This window comes from Paraburkholderia youngii, assembly GCF_013366925.1.
Classification (GTDB): domain Bacteria; phylum Pseudomonadota; class Gammaproteobacteria; order Burkholderiales; family Burkholderiaceae; genus Paraburkholderia; species Paraburkholderia youngii.
Window position 1 is genome coordinate 2,388,347 of sequence record NZ_JAALDK010000001.1, and the last position, 20,404, is coordinate 2,408,750.

Below are 20,404 nucleotides of genomic sequence, written 5' to 3' on the forward strand. Positions count from 1 at the left end.
TAAAAACACAGCTTGAGACGCTCGCGCGATTTGTCGAGCGTTTGCAGCGTTCTGCGATTCTCCGCGGCCTTTTACAGTACGCCATCGATCGCGCATCGACAGCAACCCGCAGCGCGACGCAACTTTCGGAGGTCGTCATGAACAGCAATCGTGGTGCGGTTCCCGCTGGCTTCTTCAGTATCGCGGTGGGCTCGTTGGCGCTGGCCAACCTGTGGCGCGTGGCAATCCGCCTGTGGCATTTGCCGGCCGTCGCGGGCAGCGTAGTGACGGTCGCGGCGCTCGCTGTCTGGGTCGTGATTCTGTTCGCGTACGCGCACAAGTGGTTCGCGCAGACCGCCGACGCGCGCGCCGAACTGGACCACCCGGTGCAGTCGTCGTTCGTCGCGCTCGCGCCGATCTCGACGCTGCTCGCCGCGCAACTGCTGCAGCCGTACGCGCACACCATCGCGCTGACGCTATACGGCATCGCGGCGCTCGCGCAACTTGGGGTCGGGGTCTATCTACATGGCCGGCTGTGGCAAGGCGGCCGCAGGCCCGAACTGACCACGCCGGCGATCTATCTGCCGACGGTCGGAGCGGGTTTCGTCGCCGCGGCGAGCTCGGCCGCATTCGGCTTCCATCAACTGGGCGAGCTGTTTTTCGGCGGCGGCGTGCTGGCGTGGCTCGCGCTCGAATCGATGATCCTGCATCGCGCCGCCGTGCATGAACCGCTGCCCGAAGCGCTGCGCCCGACCCTCGGCGTGCAGCTCGCGCCGCCGGTCGTCGGGGGTGTCGCGTATCTGAGCCTCACGAGCGGCACGCCCGATCTGTTCGCCTTCGCGCTGCTCGGCTACGGCCTGTTTCAAGCGCTGATGCTGCTGCGTTTGCTGCCGTGGATTCGCCAACAGGCATTCGTGCCCGGCTACTGGGCGTTCAGCTTCGGCGTAGCGGCATTGCCGACGATGGCGCTGCGTCTCGTCGAACGCGGCGCAACGGGTCCGATCGAATTCGCGGCGCCGGTTCTATTCGTGGTGGCGAACGCGATCATCGCGATTCTGGTGGTGAAGACGCTTCAGCTGCTCGTGCAAGGCAAGCTGATCCCGCCGGTGGCGGCGGGTTCGACGGCGGCGACCGCGCCGGTCAAGCAAGTCGCGACGGCCGCGCGAATCGCCCGGGTTCAATAAGCGGCAGGCAGCGACCGAACGCGGCGGCGACGCGCAAAGCGTGCCGCCGCGTTCGCGTTTGTGTTTGCGTTCGTATCAGAAGCCGTGCATCGACACGACGATCAACGCGGCCGCGACGATCGCCACCACGTCCTCGATCAGCGCCGCAGGCGCATCGCGCCCGAACATGCTCGCGAGCGAACTGCGCACTTTCGCGCCGCCGAGCGTGCCGATAACCGCGCCTACCGCACCGACCACCGCGCCCAGCACCCCGACGATCGCACCGCCCGCGAGGCCCCCATGCACGCCGCTGATCGCAGCGCCGCTCAGCGCACCGAGCACGACGCGCGCGCCGAACTGCAGCGGCACCTTGCGGCTCGGCGTTTCGGGCAATTGATCCGTGATCAGTTCGATGACCGCCAGCACGGTGAAGATATACGGCGTGGCCGCGGCGCCGAGGAACGCGAGCGACGTGCCTTGCAGCGGCAGCCATCCCAGGCGCGTTGCCCAGCTGACGGCGGTGGGGGCGATCATCGCGCGAAGGCCGGCGACGACGCCGATGAGCAAGGCCAGAACATACACGGACATAGCGGACTCCGATCGAGGGCACTGATGCAAGGTTGCACGAGCCGACGGTTTACCTGGACGAACGTCGGCAGAACATGTCGAGCATTCCATCTGGACAGTCAACTTCTCACTACCTACATCGAGGCAATCCGCGGCGGCCATTCACCGTTGCTCACAATTGCCGGCCCTTGATTGCCGACTCGCCGCCGCGCGCTCGCGCGGCGCCGGGCCTGCGATTGCCCCCGTCGATATGGCCCTAGTGTCGCACAATTCGACTGGCGAATAACAGCCAGGGAGTCGGCGAAGCGGGCCGATGGTGATAAGTTAGCCCACTCACAAGAAAATCTTGTATCTGCACCATGAGACCGTATCTCCCGCTGAACGCACTGCGCGCGTTCGAATCGTCCGCGCGGCATCTGAGCTTCACGCGCGCCGCGCAAGAGCTGAACGTGACCCAGGCCGCGGTCAGCCAGCAGGTCCGCTCGCTGGAGGAGCGGCTCGGCACCGCGCTATTCAAGCGTTTGCCGCGCGGCCTCGCGATGACCGACGAAGGGCTCGCGCTGCGGCCGGTGCTGTCCGACGCGTTCGATCGTATCGAGGCGGTGCTCAAGCAGTTCGACGGCGGGCATTTCCACGAGGTGCTGACGGTCGGTGTGGTCGGCACGTTCGCGGTCGGCTGGCTGATGCCGCGCCTGAAGTCGTTTCGCGACGCGCATCCGTTCGTCGAACTGCGGCTCCTGACCAATAACAACCTCGTCGATCTCGCGACCGAAGGCCTCGATTTCGCGATCCGTTTCGGCGACGGCACCTGGCCCGGCTCGCTCGCCACCAAGCTGCTCGACGCGCCGCTCGCGCTGCTCTGCACGCCCGAGATCGCCGCGCGCCTCACGCGGCCCGACGATCTCGCCAACGAAACGCTGCTGCGCTCGTACCGCATGGACGACTGGATGAACTGGTTCGCGGCCGCGGGCATCGCGCCGCGGCCGGTGCGCGGGCCGGTGTTCGATTCGTCGCGGCTGATGGTGGAGGCGGCGATACAAGGCGCGGGCATCGCGCTCGCGCCTGCGTTGATGTTCGAACGGGAGATCAATACCGGGCGTCTGGTGCGCCCGTTCGACGTCGAGGTGAAGGCGGGCAGCTACTGGCTGACCTGCCTGAAGGGCAAGCCCATGACGCCGGCGATGTTGCTGTTCAGTCAGTGGCTCGCCAAGGAAGCGGCCACCGCGGGTCACGCCTGAGTTGCTACGCGGCCGTACCCGTTCATCGCGGGCCGCTCGGCTTGCGGCGGGAACACGTTCCACGAACCGTCGCCGTGGCGGAAGAAGAAGATCGACAGCAATCCTTCCGGCTTCAACGCTTGCACGCATACATAGCGTTGCTGTTGTGACGCGCGATGGCAGAACCGCACGACGCGCGCGGGCATCGACGGCGTGGGCGCGAGCCATTTGTCGACGGCCCAGTGCAAGCTCTTTTCCGCGGCAACCATGATGTTCTCCTCGAATCGCCCCGTTCCCAGCGCGCCGCGTTCACGCGAATTGCACGAGTTGCGCCGCGCGGTGATCGTTCCTCGCCCCGCTCTCGACAAACGCCTTCACGAGGCACAGCAGTGCGCGCACGCCCGTGCTCGGATGGCGCAGGCAGCAATCCACCTGATCGCTGCGGCTTTCGCCGAGCAGGCACCACGCGCAGAAGTGTTCGCAGTTGTTGGTCAGCAGGCGATAGCGGTTTTCGCCGAGGCGGGAGCGCGCGCGGCTCACTGCTTCGGCACCGACGTAGATCGCGCTCGGCGTCGCCCGAACCGACATCGAATGGCCAGCGGCGAAGCGCGCCAGTTCGACTTCCTCGACCGGGCCGCGATGCGCGGAACCCGCAAAGCCCGAGTAGTGCACGACGCGGCCGTTGCCGACATAGATGCCGTGATGTTCGTAGCCATGGCGTTGCGTAACCAGATGCGCGCCGATCGGCAGATCGATCGTCGATGATGTGGTGTCGCAAGCGGCTGCGGATTGCGGTTCGTCGTCGCGGGTATCGAGCGTTTGGGTGTTCATGGCTGGCCTCGTTCGCATTTCCAACACTGTTGCGACAGCTTTTGCATCATCCGGGCCAGTTGCCGGAAAGCCCGTATTTACGGGCTTGACGGCCGATCGAGCGGTTTTCTGAAGAGGTAGATGTCAGTACGAGACCAACAGAAATCGCGCTGATCTGTTGGCGCGCGACGCTCATTTGCGAGCCGTGTCGCGCGCTGCTTCAGGTGAATGGAAAACGGAAGAGGACCCGCCTGAATGTGTTGGGTCCTACACCTGTTCGAAGGCGGGCTTGTTGGCCGGGAACCGACCGATTGCGCCGACCGGATTCGTGGTAAAAGCCGCGAAACGCACGCCAGTCAAAGCGCTGCGGGTTTCGCGCCGAATCCGCCCCCGATTGGCATGGCCTTTGCACCATCGGGTGCAGGGTCCATTCAGCCGCGCACATTGCACACGCGGCCAACCGGAGAACGATATGTCCTGCATCAAATTGAACGACCTCTCGCTGAACCTCGCGCTCGATCGCAAAGCGATGGCGGCGATTCGCGGTGGCGGCGGCGCGCCATGGATCTATGGCTGGATTCAGCCATACGTGCCGCAAACGCCTAGCATTGGGCCGGTGGTCAATCTGTACGAGGTCTCCAACAACTTCTATGCTAACCAGATGATCAACCAGTTCCAGTCGGTCGACGTACGCAACACCGGCGCGAACGCGACCCTCACCGTGTCTCCAGACGCACGCAACCGAAACCAGATGGTGTAGCCGTTGTGACCTGCGAGAGCCAATTTCGCTGGACATCGTCCGCGCGTTCCGACACGGGACGGGTCCGCGAAATCAACGAAGATGCCTGCCTCAACGAGCCCGAGGCGGGACGCTGGGCTGTCGCCGATGGGATGGGCGGTCACGCGGTCGGCGACGTTGCGAGCCGCACCGTGATCGACGCGTTGACTCAACTGGCAGCGCCGCACGGCCTCAGAATGCTGATCGCCGATGTACGCGCGCGTCTGCAATTCGCGAACCGTCAGTTGCGCGATGAAGCCGAGCGCCGCCAGGTGCAGCGCATCGGCAGCACCGTGGTCGTGCTGCTTGCCTGCGATCGCTTCTGCGGCTACGTGTGGGCCGGCGACAGCCGCATCTACCTGTACCGCGACGGACAGTTACGGCAACTGACGCGCGATCACAGCCAGGTCGAGGAACTGCGCTCGCTCGGCGTCATCACCGACGAAGAGGCACGCAATCATCCGGCGCAACACATGATCACGCGCGCGGTCGGCGCAACGGATCTGCTCGAACTCGACGACGACGCGATCGAAGTCGCCGACGGCGATGTGTTCCTGTTGTGCAGCGACGGTCTGAGCAACGAACTGAGCGACGACGAAATCGCCGGCGTGCTGACCTCGGCGGAGCGTGAAAACGCATGCTGCGAACTGGTCGACCTCGCGCTCGCGCGCGGCGGACGCGACAACATCACGGCCGTGGTCGTCGAAGCGCAAGACCCGAATGCGGCGGACAAGACCTTGCTGAATCCGGCGCCTTGATGGTCTTCAGGCACGCGTTTGAGCGAGCCTTCTGTGGTTCCTTCAGTGGTCCCTTCAGTGGTCCTTCCATCAGCCTTCGTCGTCTTCCTCATCGCGCTCGTTCGTGCCGTTTTTCGTGGGCGGCGCATTGCGATTGCGGAAATCCTTCGAGTGCAGGCCATGCTTTTTCAGCAGCATCTGCAAGTGCGAGCGATTCATATCGATGCGCCGCGCCAGCTCGGCGACCGTTCCGCCGACTTCACGCAGTCCGCGTTCGAGAAACGCTTTCTCGGCGTCGTCGCTGGCCGCCCGCTTCGCGTCGCTCAACGACATCAGATTCGCGACACTGATCGGCTGCTCGCCGCTCGCCTGCCCGCCCTCCGCCTGCGCCGCCGCTGAACCGGGTGCGGCCGGTCGCATATCGAGCGGCAAGTGCTCGACGTCGGCCATATCAGCAGCCAGACATGAGATGCGATACATCACGTTGCGCAATTCGCGGATATTGCCCGGATACGCGTAGCTCAACAGAAAGTCGCGCAAACGCGGCGTCAATCTGACCGGCCTGCGTTTCAGCGTGCCCGCCGCCTCGTCGCCGAACCACGCAATCAGCAACGGAATTTCGTCGCGCCGTTCGCGTAGCGGCGGCAGCGTCACGTGAATCACGCTGAGCCGGTAGAACAGATCCTCGCGAAACCGGCCTTCCTCGCTGAGCTTGCGCAGATTGCGATTGGTCGCCGCGACGATGCGCGTATCGACCGCGATCGTTTCGTCGGAACCGACGCGTTGAATCTCGTGCGCTTCGAGCACGCGCAGCAGCTTGACCTGGCCCGCGAGCGGCAACTCGCCGATTTCGTCGAGAAAGATCGTGCCCGTGTGCGCGCTTTCGAATTTGCCCTTGCGGTCGTTCGACGCGCCGGTAAATGCGCCCTTGCGATGCCCGAAAAGCTCCGATTCCAGCAGATTGTCCGGAATCGCGCCGCAGTTCACCGAAATGAACGGCTTGTCCGCACGCGCGCCATTCGCGTGAATCACTTTCGCCATCAGCTCTTTGCCGGTGCCGCTCTCTCCATCGATCAACACCGGCAAATCGGTCGGCGCGGCTTTTTCCGCGATTTCGAGCGATTCGAGCAGCCGCGGATTGTCGCCGAACGTGCCCTCGAAAATAAAGCTCCGTTCGAGCAGCGCCTTGCGGCGCGCTCCACGCGATTGCTCCGCGCTCGTCTGCGGCTCGCCCGCGGTGGCTGCCTGCACGAAGCGCTCCTTGTGCGAAAGCTGCATCACTTCGTCGCGCAACGAGGTGGCCTGCCTGAGCAGCTTGTCGATATCGGCGCGTTCGAGCCGCGACGACCAGCGCAACGTGGAGCGCAGGATCTCGATCCGCTCGATCAGTCCCGCGTACGATATCGCGGGACTCGCCTCTTCAATCTGGTCGAGTATCTTCATCATGATGCACTCAACTGTTTCTGCACGAGCTGATAGTACATGCCGCCGCGCTGGATCAGCTCCTCGTGACGGCCCTGTTCGACGATCGCGCCTTCATACAGCACGAGAATCTTGTCCGCGCGCATGATCGTGCTGAGCCGATGCGCGATGATCACCGCCGTGCGGCCCTTCAGGATGTCGTGCATATTGCCGAGAATATTGCTTTCCGATTGCGAGTCGAGCGCCGATGTCGCCTCGTCGAATACGAGCAGACGCGGATCGTGATACAACGCGCGCGCAATGCACAGCCGCTGGATCTGACCACCCGACAAGCCGATGCCGCGCTCGCCGACGACCTGCTCATAACCGAGCGGCATCTTGCTGATGAAGCCATGCGCGTCGGCCATTTTCGCGACCTCCTCGATGCGCCGGCGGTCCGGCGCGTCGTCGCCGCTCGCGATGTTCTCGGCTATCGTGCCCGAGAACAGCAGGTTGCTCTGCATCACGTAGCCGATTTGCGCGCGGAAATAAGCCTTGTCGATCACGCCGGAGTCGTAACCGTCGATCGTCATTTTCCCTTCGCTCGGCTGATAGAACCCGACCAGCAGCTTCGCGAGCGTGGTTTTTCCCGAGCCGCTGCGCCCGACGATCGCGACCAGTTCACCGGGCTTGATATCGAAGCTGATGTTCTCGAGCACATAAGCGGAATCCTCTTCGCCATAGCGGAAATAGACGCCTTGCAGACTGATTTCGCCCTGCAGTTCCGGCAGCATGACGCGGGAAGGCAGATCCTGCGGCTTCTGTTCGGGCTCGATATCGAGCACATCGCCGAGCCGTTCCATTGCGACACCCGCATCGTTGAGCATGCTCCACAAGCCGACGAGACCCATCAGCGGACTCAATACGCTGCCCATGAATGCATTGAACGCGATCAACTGGCCGATCGTCAATTCGCGTGCGAGTACCAGATTCGCGCCGACCCAAAGAATCGCAATCGTCGTGGCCGCATTCAGCAATTGGCTGCCAAAGCTGACCAGAATATTGAATGCGTGCGCGCGATACTGCAATTCGAGCGCCTTCGCGTATTTCTTTTCCCAGCGCAAGCGCACCGGCCTCTCGATGCCCATGCCCTTGACCGTCTCGACGCCGGAGAGCGCCTCCATCAGGAACGACTTCGCCTCGGTCGATGCCGTAAACACCTCGCGCGCGTAGCCCTTGATCTTCGGTGTCGCGATCACCGTGAGTCCCATGATCGGAATCACGAATGCGATCAACACCAGCGTCATCTTCACGTTGTACACGAACATGATCGTGAAGTAGATGAAGATCATCAGCAGATTCAGCGCGGTCGTCACGGTGGATTCGGTCAGGAACGCGCGGATCGTCTGGTTCTCCTGAAAGCGCGCGAAGATATCGCCGGTCTTGCGCTTTGCGAAGAATGAGAACGGCAGCGACAACGTATGCTTGAAGAACTGCGACATCATTGCGAAATCCATGTTGCGGACCATGAAGTTCGCAAGATACGCGCGTATCGTCGACATCAGCTGTGTAAAGACGCTGGAGATGATGAGCCCGCCGATCAGCATATGCAGCAGACTGACGTTCTGATGCACGATCACGCCGTCGAGAATGTTCTGAATGATCAGCGGTGGAATCACGCCGAGCACCTGGATCACGAAGGTCGCCAGGAATAGATAGCCGAGTATCTTGCGGTACGGCTTCAGGTATCCGACAAAACGAATCCACGGCGAGCGCTCGGCCGACATCTGCAACAGTTGCGATCCGCCGGTAAACAATAGGCAGGTGCCGCTCCAGCCGCGTTCGAAATCTTCGACGCTCAGCTTTCTGAAACCGAGTGCCGGGTCCGCCACCCAGACATACTCTTTCGACAGCCCGTACACGATCACATAGTGGTAGCCCTCCCAATGCACGATGAACGGCAGATCGAAGCCGCGCAGCGAATCGAACGTGCATTGCACCCCGCGCGTCGTGAAGCCGAGCGACTCGCCCGCGCGCGCGAGGCTGTCGAGCGTCGCACCCTGCGTCGTCACGTTCGCGAGTTCGCGCAGTTTGCCGAGCGTCATCGGAATGCCGTAATGGCGGCAGATCATCGCGAGACACGCGGCGCCGCAATCCATTTCCTCGGCCTGCTCGACGAGCGCGAAACGCCGGATGATCTTCTCGCCGAGTTCCGGCCTGCTCTGCAGGTCGAGCATCAACGGCAGCTTGCGCCGCTGTTCGAGCCGCTTTTGGCGCTGCAATTCGCGGTCGCCGTAGCGGATGCGCTCGTCGAGTACTTCGCGCAGTTTCGGATTGCGTTCGAGAATGAAATGGACGGTACGCTCGGGGATCACCAGCAGCCGCGTGTCGGTGGTCGCAACCACCGATGCCATCTGTTCCTGGCGCATCAGGCACGCCTTCTCGCCGAAGATTTCGCCTTCGCCGAGCGTCGCGAGCGTGTAGTCGTGACCCTCCTCGTGCCGCACGATGCGCACCTGGCCTTGCCGCACCACATAAAGCCGCCTGTCCTCGCGGCCGTCCTGTTTCAGAATCTCCTTGCCGGCAGCCACCCTTTTTGCGCCGACGCTGCGCACGTACTCTTCGAGTTCCGCCTTGTTCAGCTTGCCGCGCAGGTCGAACAGTTGCGCGACGAAGCCGCCGGCCGAATTGATCGCGACATAGCTGGCGACGAACGCCAGCGCGGCGGCGTTGGCCGCCATCACCGGTTCGATCGCGCTGCGCGGAATGAACAGCACTTCGGTCTTGCCGGACGAACGTACCGACGCTTCGTGAACGTACGAGCGCAACATCGCAATGTCGGCAAAGATCTCCCCCGACTTGCGCACGCCCATGCTGGTTTCCTTGCCGTGCTCCTCGGTAAAGATACGCACCGTGCCCGAGCGGATCACAAAGAGACCATCGGCCACTTCGCCAGCCGAGCACACCGTTTCGCCGAACGAATAGAACTTTGCCTGCGCGTATTCGGCAAGCCGCTCCAATTCGTCGCGCGAGAATGGCGACAGGATCTCCACCGAAGCGAGAAATTCGGCGGTGGAGGGCGCGGATGGCGCGGTCTGAGGAGCGTCCATGTATCGGTGAGCCTCGCTTTATCGGGCGCTAGTCGGGTACTAGCGCGCTTCGATCACGTGTTCCTGGGCGCGGGCGATCAGCCAGCTTTCGCGCAGCAAACGGCGGATTTCGGTCGCCACGTCGGCATCGAGCGTGGCCGGATATTTGGCCGTCACCGCGAAGATCTCGAAACACGAACGGTCGGCCGACGGAAACGGACCAAGCAGATCGCCGACCGCCGCATTGAAGATCTTCGCCTCGATATCGGGCTTCAGCGAACCGCGCAGTACCTTGCCGATCACGCCGCCGGACTCGCGCGTATCCGCAATCGAATGCTCGCGCGCCATCTCGGCGAAGGCGTCGGGGTCGTCGTGCAGGTACGAGATCATTTCCTTCGCCTTGCCTTCGCTATCGAGCACGATATGGCTGACTTCGATCGCGTCGAACTTCGGTGAATTCAACGCGAAGTAATCACGGATCGCCGCGTCGTTACCGATGTCGTCGAGCATCTTCTCCTGATAGAGCCCGTCGGTAATGAACGCCTCGAATTCGTCGAGGCTCACGTGCAGCGCGTCGAGATAATGATTCATGTCAGCCGCGCGATGCAGCCCGCGCACGCGGCGAAACTGGTCCGCGCGCTGCTGGATCTCATCGGCACTGACAGTGATGCCCTGCTTTTTCGCAGCATGGACGGTAAGCTTGTCGCGCACGATCTGCTCGATCAGGCTCTCGAACTGGCCGGTCAGTTTCAGAAGACGAATGAACTCGTCAACGTTCACGACTTCATCATCGATACGCACTATCGCGGTCATTTGTTCTGCTCCTTGCTGGGATGTTTGATTCGCGCGCTCAACCCGCCACCTCTCTGAACGGATCGAGACCGAGGTCGATCAGGCGCCGCTCCCGCACGACGATTTCCGCATTGGCGGTCATGCCGTAACGCAGTGGGTAACGCGTGCCGGCCACCTGGTAGTAATCCTTGTCGAGCGTGACGCGGCCCTCGTAGACCGGTTGCTTGTCCTGCGCGGACGGCTTCGTGGCCGGCGAGATATACGCGAGCGTGCCGCTGATCAATCCGTAGCGCTGGTAAGGAAACGCATTGAACTTCAATTTGACCGGCAGGCCCACGTGCAGAAAGGCGCGGTCGTGTTCGGAGATTTCGATCTTCAGCACGGGCCGCGCGTCTTTTGGCGCAATGCCGCCGAGCGGTGCATTCGCCTGAATCTTGTCGCCGCGCTGCGTCGACGTGACGTCGGTAATCACGCCGGAAACCGGCGCCAGAATCAGCAGAAAATTGTCTTTATCGATGTTCTCGAAGCGCACGCGCGCGGCGGCTTCGGCTTCCAGACGCGCGCTTTGCAATTGCACGCGCAGTTTGTCTTCCGCATCGGTGACGTCGCGCACCGCCTGATCGTATTGCAGCTGCAGATCGGTGCTTTGCTGCCCGCTCGTCGCGAGTTGCGCATTCGCCTGCGCGTATTCATGGCTCAAGCGAAAGTCCAGCTCGGCCAGCTTCGACTGCGCGACACGGAAGGCGTTATCCGCTTCGAGCGCGGCCGTGCGTTTCTGCTCGACCTGCAATTCGGCGATGCCGCCGCCGCCCGGCTGCGCGAACAGCCGCGAATAGCGATCGAGTTCCTGGTTCGCCGCTTCGCGCGCGCGGCGCGCATTATCGAGCGAGCTGCGCGCTTCGTCGAGTTCGGCCTTCTGCCCTTCGGCAAGTTTGGTCGTGCCTTCCGAAACGCGATTCTCGTGCAGACGCTCCTCGACTTCGAGTTGCGCCTTCAACGACGCAGCCTTGCGTTCCATCAACGCCTTTTTCTCCGGAAACTGCTTCCATTCGCGTTCGGCGTCTTCGAGTTTCAGTTGCGCCTGTAACGCGTTGCTCGCAGCTTCGATCGCGCCGCGCGCATTGAGCCGCGCGAGCACGTCGCCTTTCGACACCGGCTGCCCCTCGGCGATATACAGATCCGCGAGCTCGCCGTCGATCGGCGTATAGATGCGTCGCACCTCCGATTCCGGCGACAACGTGCCGGGCGCACTGACGATCACATCCGCGCGGCCGACGAACGACCACAGCAGGCCCGACACGACGAGCGCAACCATCGCCCAGATCAGCGCGCGCGCAATCCGCACCGGCTCGGACGTGAGGATCGCGATGCCTTCGACGCTATGATCTTCGAGCGCCTCCGACAACGGTCTAGGGTGAGGATCGCGTTTCACTCTGATCGCCTCCAATCAACGCGAGCTTCGCTTTCAGGAGCCCAGGGTCCAGCACCATGCGCAACTCGGTCAACGAGCGGCGCTGCAAACTCGCTTCGGCGTCGATATCCGCGAGCAGGCGATCGAAGTCGGCGGGATGATCGGCCTGCAGCTGCGTATAGATGCGTATGCCCTGCCGTGCCGCCGTCTGCGCATCGCTAAGCAGGCGCGCCTCGCTGCGAAAGCCCGGCGAGATGCCGGCTTCGAGCCGCTGCGTGCCGCCGATCGGGCCGTTCGCGCGGTACTCTTTCCACAGGCTTTGCGCGCGCAGCAACAGATCCTGCGCACGCGCGAGGGCATTGTCATGCAACGCGGCGACGTCTTTCTGGATCGCCTGCACGAACCACGCGTCGGTTCGCGGATCGAGGCTCGCGTAGAACGACAGCAGACGCTGGTCGTAGTCTTTGCCGCCACGCGTTTTCTGCAGATCGTTGTATTGATCGGCTAGCGCCTTCTTGTGCGCCGCTTCGGCAGCGAGCACGTCGGACCATGGGCTCGCCGGCATCGACTGCAATTCGCTGAGCGCCTGCTGCGCGTCGCCGCGCTGCCACGCGGCATCAACCGCGTCCTGACGTTGAACGATGTCCGCCGACGGCAAACGCGTCGCCGCAAGCTGCTGGAATTGCGCCTGGAAAGGCGGCGTGCTGAAGCGCGCCGTTTTCATCATCGCGAGCAATGACGTCAATTGGCGGCTCAATGCGGCATTCAGCAACGCGGTGTATTGGCGCAAATCGTCGCGCACTCTGTCGAGCCCCGCGAGCCGTGGGTAGCGCTGTGCGTAATCGTCGAATACCGGCGGCAGCGCGTCGGGTTTGTCGCGCGAGAGTTCGGTTTGGATCACGCCATTGAGCCGATCTATCGCGGCGACGTACACGGAATCGTCGCTTTCGAGCTTGCGCAGATGGCTCAGCGTGTGCGCGTAGGGCTCCGCGAAGGCCGGCACGTAGCTCGCAATCCGGTCGAGCGCGCGCTGATGACTCGTCGCGTCGTCGTCCCAGCGGTGCAGCAGACCGTTGATCGTCGCTTCGTCCGCATACATGCGGATCGGCGCGTCCACGCCGCCGCGCGCCGCGACGAAGCGTTCGAGATCGCCGACCCACTGCAATTCGCCGACCAGCGACGCGGCATCGGAGTCCGTCGCGCTCAACGCCCTCATGTTCTTCAGCAGCGCGTCGGCCTGGTCGAACTGCGCTTTTTGCACGGCTTCGATCCAGCCCGGCAAGTTCGCTTTCAGCAACGCCTCGCTGGCGAGCGCGCTGATCCTGGTATCCGCCGGGTGCGTGGCCAGATAGCCGCGCGCCATCGTCAGGGCGTTCGAGTAATCACCGTTCGCGAGCAGGCTCTTCAACTCGCGTTCCGATGAACCGTGCAGATAGAGGCCCACGCCAAGCGCGATCACGAGCGCAACACCCGCGCCGCCCCATGCCGCCGCGCGCCGCGCATTGGTGCGCTCGCCGTCCGCTAACGCCTTGTGGAGTTCGCCGGCGACCATCTTCCAGCGACGCGGCTTACTTCGTCCCGCGGGTTTGCCTTTGCCGCTTCTTTCATTCGCGCCGTCTTTCGTGTCGGCAGGGTGCACTGCCTGCGCACCCTTTGCGGCTTGCGCGCCGCTTGCCGCCCCCGCTCCATCGCGCTTCGCGCGCGCGGAGCCCGATTGCGCCGCCTCGTTCACTTCGTCTTCGCGTTGCAGTGCCGGATCGACGCAAAAGATGTCGAGAAACGAATGCGCCGCGGCGACGAAGGTCGTCTTGTCGGCATCGGCGGCACTGTCGGCAGCGGGGCGAAGAGAGAACTGGGTCACGGTGGGTTCGGTGTCGGCGGAGTTCTGTAGCGACACCCTGTAGACGAAGTGGTCGCCGCCAAATGCAACGACATCTCCGTCCACCAGCGCAAGCGCCGATTCGCCGATCCGCTGGCCATTCACGAACGTGCCGTTGGTGCTGCCGAGGTCCTCGACATAGAGCTGGCCGCCCTTCAGAAACAGGTGCGCATGGCGCCGCGAAATGTAATTGACCTGGTGCGGATAACGGTCTTTGTAGCGCGAGAAGATCTCATCCGTTTTGCTGACCAGGAACGGAAAAGCCAGCACGTCGACCGGTTGCAGACCCAGATCGTCGCGCTGCGGCACCAGCAATAGATGAGTGAGGGGAGAAGCGCTTGCGCCCGTGACGACGCGCGCGCGCGGCTCGATGCCGACGCGATAGCACAGTTCACCGCCAAAGCAGAGTTCATCGCCGCCGCGCACGCGCGCGGGAGTTTGCCGCACCGCGATGCCGTTGACCGTCGTGCCGTTCTTGCTGCCGAGATCGGCGACGTAAATCGCGCCATGCTCGATGAAAAGACGCGCATGCCGGCGCGACAGACCGGCGGTCCATTGCGCGGGATAGTCGTTGAACGGCGCTTCGCTGCGGCCGACCGCGAACAGGTTGTCGACGATGCGAATGGCGTCGAGCGCGGGGCGCTGCGCGCACGCAACCGGCGACAACACCACGTCGAAAGCAGCGTCCGCTGTCGTGCGCATTTCAGCAATCGGAGCTTCGCCGGTGGCCATTTTCTCTGGATCGCTTAAGCGTTTACCTGCCGCGGCAGGAACGCGGGGCGAACTGGACAAAGAACGACGGCCCAACGATATTGTCGCGAAGAGCCACGCAAACGCTGACCCCTAAAGGATTTTAAGTCACGCATCGAGAGTGTCAATTTGGATATCGCCGGATGAGAAGACAGCGGATCAGTCGTCAACCGACGAAATACCCGCGTGGTACGCCAACTCGTGGATTAGCTCAATGCTTCGTTACTTTTCTTTGGCCTGCGCCTGCACGTCGACACCCGGCCATCCACCGCCGAGCGCCTTATAAAGCGTTACCGTATCGGACAGAATCAATTGGTGGTTTTCCAGCAACGCCTGTTGCGCCTGCAGCAGGGTCCGCTCGTCTTCGAACACCTCGAGTTGCGACACGACGCCAAGGTGCAGTTGCGACTGGATCTGATCCGCCACGATCTGCAAGCGCGCCACCTGCTGCTGCAATTCCTCATGCTGCGCCTTATGCGCACTCAGATTGACGAGCGCGTTCTCCACTTCCTCGAACGCTCCCATCACGGCCACCCGATATTGCTGTTCGGCGACTTTCGATTGCGCCTCGGTCACCTTCACATGAGCGCGCACGCCCGGATCGAACAGCGGAAAGTTGATGCTCGGCATCAGGCCGAACGTGAACGACTTCAGCAGCTGGTTGAGCGCATAGCTTGCCGTGCCGCCCTGAGCGGTCAGGCCGATGCTCGGCAATTGCGCGAGCTTCGACTGACCGACGAGGTCATAGGCTTCGAGCACCCTGAATTCGGCTGCCACCACGTCGGGGCGGCGCGACAGCAATTGCGCGGGCAAACCATCGGGCACGCCCGGCAATTTCACGCGCTCCTGCAAATGGCCCTGCGGCACATGGAATTCGCCGGCCGGCACGCCGAGCAACGTGCACAGTGCGTTGTCTGAGACTGCCCGCGAGCGGCGCAGATCGTAAAGATCGTTGGTCAGGCGGTTGATCTCCGCCTGCTGGCGCAACACCTGCGTTTGCGGCACGATCCCGTTGCGCGCCTGGCCTTCGTAGATCGTCAGGATTTGCTTGTTGGTGGCGATGGTCTTTTGCTGCTGGGCGATCTGGTCGTCGAATTGCAGGATCTGGAAATAGGTACTGGCCACGTTCGCGACGAGTTCGAGATACCCCGCGCGCCAATCCGCTTCGGTCGCGTGGAATTCGGCCTTTTGCGCCTGCACGCCTTTTTCGACCTTGCCCCAGATGTCGATGTCCCAGTTCACCTGCAGCGCGAGGTTGTAGGTCCTCGTCAATGGCTGGCCGGTCGTCTTCGAATAGTCGGCGCCCGCACCGAGGTCCGCCGTCGGTAATGCGGCCGCGCCCGTCTCGCTGATCTGCGTGTGCGCGACTTCGATACGCGCGGCTAGCACCCGGATATCGAAGTTGCCGTCGATAGCCTTGTCGATCAGCGTATCCAGATACGGGTCCTGGAAGCCCTTCCACCAGTCGCGCTCGATCGTCTCCGCGGCCGATACCGGCGCGCCCTGGCGATCCGACCATGATGTCTTGGCCGGCGTGTCCGGGCGTTGATAAGCCGGCATCCTGACGTCGACGCAGGCACTCAACGCCAATGCGCACATCGTCGCGGCGCCGAGGCCGCGCAGCACGCGGCCGATGCGGCGCGGCGCCGTGGCTGCGGCGCAAACCCGCTGAAGGTCCGGCGAATCACACGACGAACCGAACGATGAATTCGGCGATGCTGACACGGTTGTCTCCAGTTGCACCCGCCTGTTTCGCGCGAGACGGCCGGTTTTTTGAGGCCGAGCCGCGTCCGCGCGGCTTCAGCGATGAAGCGGCGGAAATCTCGATGCGGGGAGCGGCGGATACGCGAAGGATGCGTGGAAAGGACGATTGAATGAATGGTCTTTTTGAGCGACGCGGCTACGCGGGCGCGCCCACGCGGCCGCTCGGGCCGCGCGTGCGAGCGCCGCTCACTTCACGTTGTTGACGTTGCTCGAGTACACGGTCGGTTCGATGTAGGTCGTCGTACCGCTGACCAGCGCCGAGTTGTTGCCATTCGCGCTCTGGATGTTCATTTCCGTGTTGATCGACTGCGTCGTGCAGATGTTCTTGATGCTGGTCGGCGCATAGACGGGCGCATAGCTGAGGTATGACGGCATCGGGCAGTAGTAGCTGTTGCCGCCGCGCACGGCGCTCATCGCCTTGCTGTCGAGTTGTTCGGTGTTGGACAGGTCCTTGATCATCAGCGTGTTCATGGCAAAACTCCTGGGAAAGGGAAAGCGCATCGTGGTGCGTCGGGTTCGAGCAACTTGTCTGCTCGGGCGCTACTGATGCATGGGCTATGCCAGGAGTGCTGCGCTTTCGTTATCCGGGTGATGACGGCCTTGCAGTAAAGGCCTGGAAGAACGCACCCGCCGTGGCGTCGCTACCAACCGGCGGAGCGGGGCTCGCGAATGGTGGATCGCAGCCAACAGCGCACGCGGCATTGTTGGTTGCATGATGACAGTCAGCGCGCGATCACCGTGATCTTCTTCGAATACACCGGCGGGTTATGCGGCATATGCATGTCGTCGCCCATCAACAGCTGCAACGTATGCCTGCCCGGCGGCAATGAAATCATCGTTTCCGTTTCGCCCGCGCCGAAATGCAGATGGTGGCGATCCGAGGGTATCTCCTGATCCAGCGGCGGCAGCTCGCTATCGATCAGAAGATGGTGGTGGCCGGTGTTCGGGTACTTCACGCCTTTCGGTGCGACGCCCATGAAGCGCAGGCCGAACCACACGCGAAACGGCTTATTGGCGGGCACCACCTGGCCATCGTTCGGATAGCCGATATACGCGTAGGCGCTGGGCGGCGACGGCGTTGCTGCCCACCCACCCTGCGGCGCTGTCGATGCCGTCAGCGCCGCCGCGACGAATGCCGCGGCCGCAATGATCTTGTTCATCAGGACTCTCCGTTCCGGCTTGACCAGTTCGAACCAACGGATCGCGTTAGTCTTTTAGCACAGTGATGGTGATCTTCTTCGAATACACCGGCGGGTTGTGCGGCACGTGATGATGGTCGCCAAGAATCAGCTGAAGCGTGTGCTTGCCGGGAGGCAACTCGATGCGCGCGTCGGTTTCGCCCGCGCCGAAATGCAGGTGCTGGCGGTCCGATGGAATCTCCTGGTCGAGCGCGGGCAAATCCGTGTCGATCAGCAGATGATGGTGGCCGGTATTCGGAAACGCGATGCCCTTCGGACACACGCCCATATTGCGCAGCCCCATGCGCACCCACAGCTTGCCGCCGTGAATCACCGCGCCATCCGACGGCCAGATGATGTACTCCTCGGCCCCCGGTGGTGACGCCGTCTGCTCGGCGCGCGCGACGCCGCCCGTTCCTATGCCGATGCACACCGCGACGAGCGTCGCGCACACCGCCGCGCGCAATCCGCCGCAATGCGCTTGTGCCGGATCACGTCTGCCGAAAAGAGAGGAAACACGGGTTCTTCGCATAGCGCACTCTCCCGAACAGGAGTCATGGCTGGGCCCGGCTATCGATGGGCATCCGGGTGTTCGAGCGGCTTGTCGCGGATTGAAACCGGTAGACAGCCACCTAGTTAAAACGGCCGTGTGAGGTGACTTTGTGAATCAGCTTAGAACTTAACTTGCTAAAAAGATACGCAATGCTCGTTAACCGTATGACGCGTTCAGGACTCCCGGACAGTTATGACGCGAAGCGCGTGCTATCGTTAATAATGAGCGCGGACAGCGCGATCGTGGTGCGCGAATGCCTGAATTCTGTCCGGTACAAACAGGATAAAACGATGTGGCGACGATTCCTGCTGGTGTGCGTGGTTGGGGCAATCCAGGCGCAGTGGGATAGCGCCGGTGCCGCGACGCAACGCGAATTCATCGAGCCGAGTGCGGCTTCGGTGACGAGTGAACCGGGGCGGCCGGCGGATACCGCTCTGCTCCTTTCACCCTTTGCTTCGTCACGCGGCGACACCCATTCGCGGCGTATCGCGCTCGTGATAGGAAATGGCGAATACGGCGACGCCACTAACCCGATCCGCGCCAACGCGCCGCGCGACGCCGAATCGATCGGCGCTGCACTCCGGGCGCGTGGCTTCGAAGTCATCACGCGCACGAATGCGACGCCGCCGCAAATGCGCGCGGCGATCGACGAATTTCAACGACGTTTGAAGACAGGCGATATCGGGCTGTTCTATTTCGCCGGACACGGCATGCAGGTAGCCGGACAAACGCTGCTGTTGCCGGCGGGACTCGATGCTCGAGCCGATAACCGCGCACCGGTGTCGCTGCTGAATAACGGCGTCGAACTGAATACCGTCTTGCATGCGATGCAATCCGCTCGCGCCGGCCGGCTCAATCTGCTGATTCTCGATACCTGCCTCGACGATCCATTTAGGCCCGCCGAGATTGCGATCGACCAACCGAAGCTCGCTGCCAACACCGTGATTGCCTACGCAACCGCGCCGGGTGGTTTCGCGGCGGACGGTCCGCGGCATGGCGTCTACACCGGTGCGTTGCTGCAAGCGCTCGATGATGCCGACGCATCGTCCCGATCGCTCGCCGCGCTGTTCCGCCAAGTCGCCACCGAGGTGCGCGCCGCCACTCGCGGAGCGCAGCAGCCGTGGCTCTCCGTAGCGCGTACTTCCATTCCCACCAGTGGCGAACGCACTATTGCGTCGTCGATAACGTCGGACGATCGCGCCGTAATAGCGCGCAGTCGCGGCATCATGCCGAAGGAAAGCGGCGAACAATACGAAATCACGTTCTGGGAGTCGATCAAGGACAGCAACTACCCAGCCGATTACGAGGCTTATCTGAAGGCCTATCCGAATGGGCGCTTCGCCACACTCGCGCATGCGCGTATCGATCGATTGCGCGCGGCGGCATCGACTCCGGCGGTGAGTGGTGCGCAACCAGCCGCGCCCGCGGCGCAGAGCGGGCATGTCGCGCCACCCGCACCGCCTGCTCAGCTCGCGCATCCCGCGGCGCAAGCGAGCGCGGCCGCGCCGCCACCACCGCGCCCCGCTGCCGCGCCAGCGCCGACGCCGCCCGCCACGGCCGCCGCTGCGCCCTTCGCCGAAAAGACCGTCGCCCATCCGCCGACCGCCGGTGAAATCCGCGACTGCGCCGCCTGTCCGATCATGGTCGCCGTACCCGCCGGCTCGTTCGCAATGGGCAGCAATACCGACGACCCTTCGGAAAAGCCCGTGCATCGCGTGAGCATCGGCGCACCCTTCGCGATCGGCAAATTCCCGGTGACGGTCGAGCAATGGAATGCGTGCGTCGCCGCCGGCGCATGCCAGAAGCTGACCCCGGAGAGCAATAGCATCAAGACCGCACCCGCGCGCGATCTGAGTTGGGACGACGCGCAGCAGTACGTCAAATGGCTCGCCAAAACGACCGGCAAACCGTACCGTCTGCCGACCGAAGCCGAATGGGAATACGCGGATCGCGCCGGCACCACGACCGCGTACTGGTGGGGCGATCAGATGCGCAAGGGCAACGCCAATTGCAAGGACTGCGGCGACCCGTGGCACAAGGAAGGACCGGAAAACGTCGGCACGTTCGCCGCGAATCCGCTGGGTCTGTACGACATGAACGGCGGCGTCTGGGAGTGGACCGCCGACTGCTGGCACAACTCCTATCAGGGCGCACCCGCCGACGGCCACGCATGGGACACGCCCGGCTGCGAGATGCGCGCGATTCGCGGCGGCTCATGGCGCGAAGGCGGCGACTACATGCTCAGCGCGACGCGCTTCAAATACAGCGCGGGCGTGCGTCAATCGCAGAACGGTTTTCGCGTCGTCAAGGATTTGCGCTGAGGGCCGTTTCGATTG

General features: G+C 63.0%; 17 protein-coding genes. 5 read left to right on the forward strand and 12 right to left on the reverse strand.

All coding sequences use genetic code 11. The annotated features are described in order from the left end of the window. The first annotated feature begins 137 nt into the window (after nucleotides 1-137). A complete protein-coding gene (tehA, locus tag G5S42_RS11105; protein ID WP_176106794.1) occupies nucleotides 138-1,163 on the forward strand; it encodes a dicarboxylate transporter/tellurite-resistance protein TehA in 1,026 nt (341 codons plus the stop codon). A 75-nt stretch (nucleotides 1,164-1,238) separates the two neighbouring features. Here tehA and G5S42_RS11110 read toward each other — a convergent pair whose 3' ends face one another. Further along, nucleotides 1,239-1,730, reverse strand: a complete 492-nt coding sequence (locus tag G5S42_RS11110; protein ID WP_176106795.1) for a DUF4126 domain-containing protein — start codon at nucleotides 1,728-1,730, stop codon at nucleotides 1,239-1,241. Nucleotides 1,731-2,068: 338 nt separating this feature from the next. On the opposite strand from G5S42_RS11110, the gene G5S42_RS11115 reads away from it, so the two are divergent. After that, nucleotides 2,069-2,947 (forward strand): LysR family transcriptional regulator, encoded by an 879-nt coding sequence (locus G5S42_RS11115; RefSeq protein ID WP_176106796.1) that lies wholly within the window; start codon nucleotides 2,069-2,071, stop codon nucleotides 2,945-2,947. On the opposite strand, the gene G5S42_RS11120 is transcribed toward G5S42_RS11115, so the two are convergent. Continuing rightward, entirely contained in the window at nucleotides 2,938-3,195 is a 258-nt protein-coding gene (locus tag G5S42_RS11120) for a hypothetical protein (protein ID WP_176106797.1), read from the reverse strand. The two genes, G5S42_RS11115 and G5S42_RS11120, sit on opposite strands and share 10 nt — an antisense overlap. A gap of 40 nt (nucleotides 3,196-3,235) precedes the next feature. After that, the gene (locus G5S42_RS11125) at nucleotides 3,236-3,757 is read right to left on the reverse strand and encodes a lecithin retinol acyltransferase family protein (RefSeq protein WP_176106798.1); all 522 of its coding nucleotides are present in this window, start codon (nucleotides 3,755-3,757) and stop codon (nucleotides 3,236-3,238) included. A 451-nt stretch (nucleotides 3,758-4,208) separates the two neighbouring features. Here G5S42_RS11125 and G5S42_RS11130 point away from each other — a divergent pair, with 451 nt between their 5' ends. Together G5S42_RS11130 and G5S42_RS11135 are read left to right on the forward strand one after the other, a co-directional pair. Then, entirely contained in the window at nucleotides 4,209-4,496 is a 288-nt protein-coding gene (locus tag G5S42_RS11130; RefSeq protein WP_176106799.1) for a hypothetical protein, read from the forward strand. Nucleotides 4,497-4,501: 5 nt separating this feature from the next. After that, a complete protein-coding gene (locus tag G5S42_RS11135; protein ID WP_176106800.1) occupies nucleotides 4,502-5,272 on the forward strand; it encodes a PP2C family protein-serine/threonine phosphatase in 771 nt (256 codons plus the stop codon). 69 nt (nucleotides 5,273-5,341) lie between these two features. Here the strand turns inward: G5S42_RS11135 and G5S42_RS11140 are convergent, their stop codons facing one another. The 9 genes from G5S42_RS11140 to G5S42_RS11180 all read right to left on the reverse strand — a co-directional run bounded on the left by G5S42_RS11140 (nucleotide 5,342) and on the right by G5S42_RS11180 (nucleotide 18,047). Further along, a complete protein-coding gene (locus G5S42_RS11140) occupies nucleotides 5,342-6,697 on the reverse strand; it encodes a sigma-54 interaction domain-containing protein (protein ID WP_176106801.1) in 1,356 nt (451 codons plus the stop codon). Further along, the gene (locus G5S42_RS11145; protein ID WP_176106802.1) at nucleotides 6,694-9,762 is read right to left on the reverse strand and encodes a peptidase domain-containing ABC transporter; all 3,069 of its coding nucleotides are present in this window, start codon (nucleotides 9,760-9,762) and stop codon (nucleotides 6,694-6,696) included. Before G5S42_RS11145 ends, G5S42_RS11140 begins: the two co-directional genes overlap by 4 nt. Before the next feature lie 39 nt (nucleotides 9,763-9,801). Then, a complete protein-coding gene (locus tag G5S42_RS11150; RefSeq protein WP_176106803.1) occupies nucleotides 9,802-10,554 on the reverse strand; it encodes a peptidylprolyl isomerase in 753 nt (250 codons plus the stop codon). Between the two features lie 37 nt (nucleotides 10,555-10,591). Further along, the gene (locus G5S42_RS11155; protein ID WP_176106804.1) at nucleotides 10,592-11,965 is read right to left on the reverse strand and encodes a beta-barrel domain-containing protein; all 1,374 of its coding nucleotides are present in this window, start codon (nucleotides 11,963-11,965) and stop codon (nucleotides 10,592-10,594) included. Then, entirely contained in the window at nucleotides 11,943-14,555 is a 2,613-nt protein-coding gene (locus G5S42_RS11160; RefSeq protein WP_176106805.1) for an FHA domain-containing protein, read from the reverse strand. Before G5S42_RS11160 ends, G5S42_RS11155 begins: the two co-directional genes overlap by 23 nt. A 240-nt stretch (nucleotides 14,556-14,795) precedes the next feature. After that, a complete protein-coding gene (locus G5S42_RS11165; RefSeq protein WP_217710050.1) occupies nucleotides 14,796-16,172 on the reverse strand; it encodes an efflux transporter outer membrane subunit in 1,377 nt (458 codons plus the stop codon). A gap of 351 nt (nucleotides 16,173-16,523) precedes the next feature. Beyond that, on the reverse strand, nucleotides 16,524-16,808 hold the full coding sequence (locus tag G5S42_RS11170; RefSeq protein ID WP_176106806.1) for a hypothetical protein: 285 nt from the start codon (nucleotides 16,806-16,808) through the stop codon (nucleotides 16,524-16,526). A 251-nt stretch (nucleotides 16,809-17,059) separates the two neighbouring features. After that, nucleotides 17,060-17,497: a DUF4399 domain-containing protein gene (locus tag G5S42_RS11175; protein WP_176106807.1), complete on the reverse strand. Its 438-nt coding sequence runs from the start codon at nucleotides 17,495-17,497 to the stop codon at nucleotides 17,060-17,062. A gap of 46 nt (nucleotides 17,498-17,543) precedes the next feature. Further along, nucleotides 17,544-18,047: a DUF4399 domain-containing protein gene (locus tag G5S42_RS11180; protein WP_246391943.1), complete on the reverse strand. Its 504-nt coding sequence runs from the start codon at nucleotides 18,045-18,047 to the stop codon at nucleotides 17,544-17,546. Nucleotides 18,048-18,358: 311 nt separating this feature from the next. Between G5S42_RS11180 and G5S42_RS11185 the strand changes: the two genes are divergently transcribed. Continuing rightward, nucleotides 18,359-20,389 carry an SUMF1/EgtB/PvdO family nonheme iron enzyme gene (locus G5S42_RS11185; protein ID WP_176106808.1) on the forward strand — a complete coding sequence of 677 codons (2,031 nt, stop codon included), beginning with the start codon at nucleotides 18,359-18,361 and terminating at the stop codon, nucleotides 20,387-20,389. Nucleotides 20,390-20,404 lie beyond the last annotated feature (15 nt).

Excerpts from the sequence above, each read along its gene's own strand:
- tehA (WP_176106794.1), top strand. The coding sequence starts at position 138 with ATGAACAGCAATCGTGGTGCGGTTCCCGCTGGCTTCTTCAGTATCGCG.
- G5S42_RS11110 (WP_176106795.1), bottom strand. The coding sequence starts at position 1,730 with ATGTCCGTGTATGTTCTGGCCTTGCTCATCGGCGTCGTCGCCGGCCTT.
- G5S42_RS11115 (WP_176106796.1), top strand. The coding sequence starts at position 2,069 with ATGAGACCGTATCTCCCGCTGAACGCACTGCGCGCGTTCGAATCGTCC.
- G5S42_RS11120 (WP_176106797.1), bottom strand. The coding sequence starts at position 3,195 with ATGGTTGCCGCGGAAAAGAGCTTGCACTGGGCCGTCGACAAATGGCTC.
- G5S42_RS11125 (WP_176106798.1), bottom strand. The coding sequence starts at position 3,757 with ATGAACACCCAAACGCTCGATACCCGCGACGACGAACCGCAATCCGCA.
- G5S42_RS11130 (WP_176106799.1), top strand. The coding sequence starts at position 4,209 with ATGTCCTGCATCAAATTGAACGACCTCTCGCTGAACCTCGCGCTCGAT.
- G5S42_RS11140 (WP_176106801.1), bottom strand. The coding sequence starts at position 6,697 with ATGATGAAGATACTCGACCAGATTGAAGAGGCGAGTCCCGCGATATCG.
- G5S42_RS11145 (WP_176106802.1), bottom strand. The coding sequence starts at position 9,762 with ATGGACGCTCCTCAGACCGCGCCATCCGCGCCCTCCACCGCCGAATTT.
- G5S42_RS11150 (WP_176106803.1), bottom strand. The coding sequence starts at position 10,554 with ATGACCGCGATAGTGCGTATCGATGATGAAGTCGTGAACGTTGACGAG.
- G5S42_RS11160 (WP_176106805.1), bottom strand. The coding sequence starts at position 14,555 with ATGGCCACCGGCGAAGCTCCGATTGCTGAAATGCGCACGACAGCGGAC.
- G5S42_RS11165 (WP_217710050.1), bottom strand. The coding sequence starts at position 16,172 with ATGTGCGCATTGGCGTTGAGTGCCTGCGTCGACGTCAGGATGCCGGCT.
- G5S42_RS11170 (WP_176106806.1), bottom strand. The coding sequence starts at position 16,808 with ATGAACACGCTGATGATCAAGGACCTGTCCAACACCGAACAACTCGAC.
- G5S42_RS11175 (WP_176106807.1), bottom strand. The coding sequence starts at position 17,497 with ATGAACAAGATCATTGCGGCCGCGGCATTCGTCGCGGCGGCGCTGACG.
- G5S42_RS11180 (WP_246391943.1), bottom strand. The coding sequence starts at position 18,047 with ATGCGAAGAACCCGTGTTTCCTCTCTTTTCGGCAGACGTGATCCGGCA.
- G5S42_RS11185 (WP_176106808.1), top strand. The coding sequence starts at position 18,359 with ATGTGGCGACGATTCCTGCTGGTGTGCGTGGTTGGGGCAATCCAGGCG.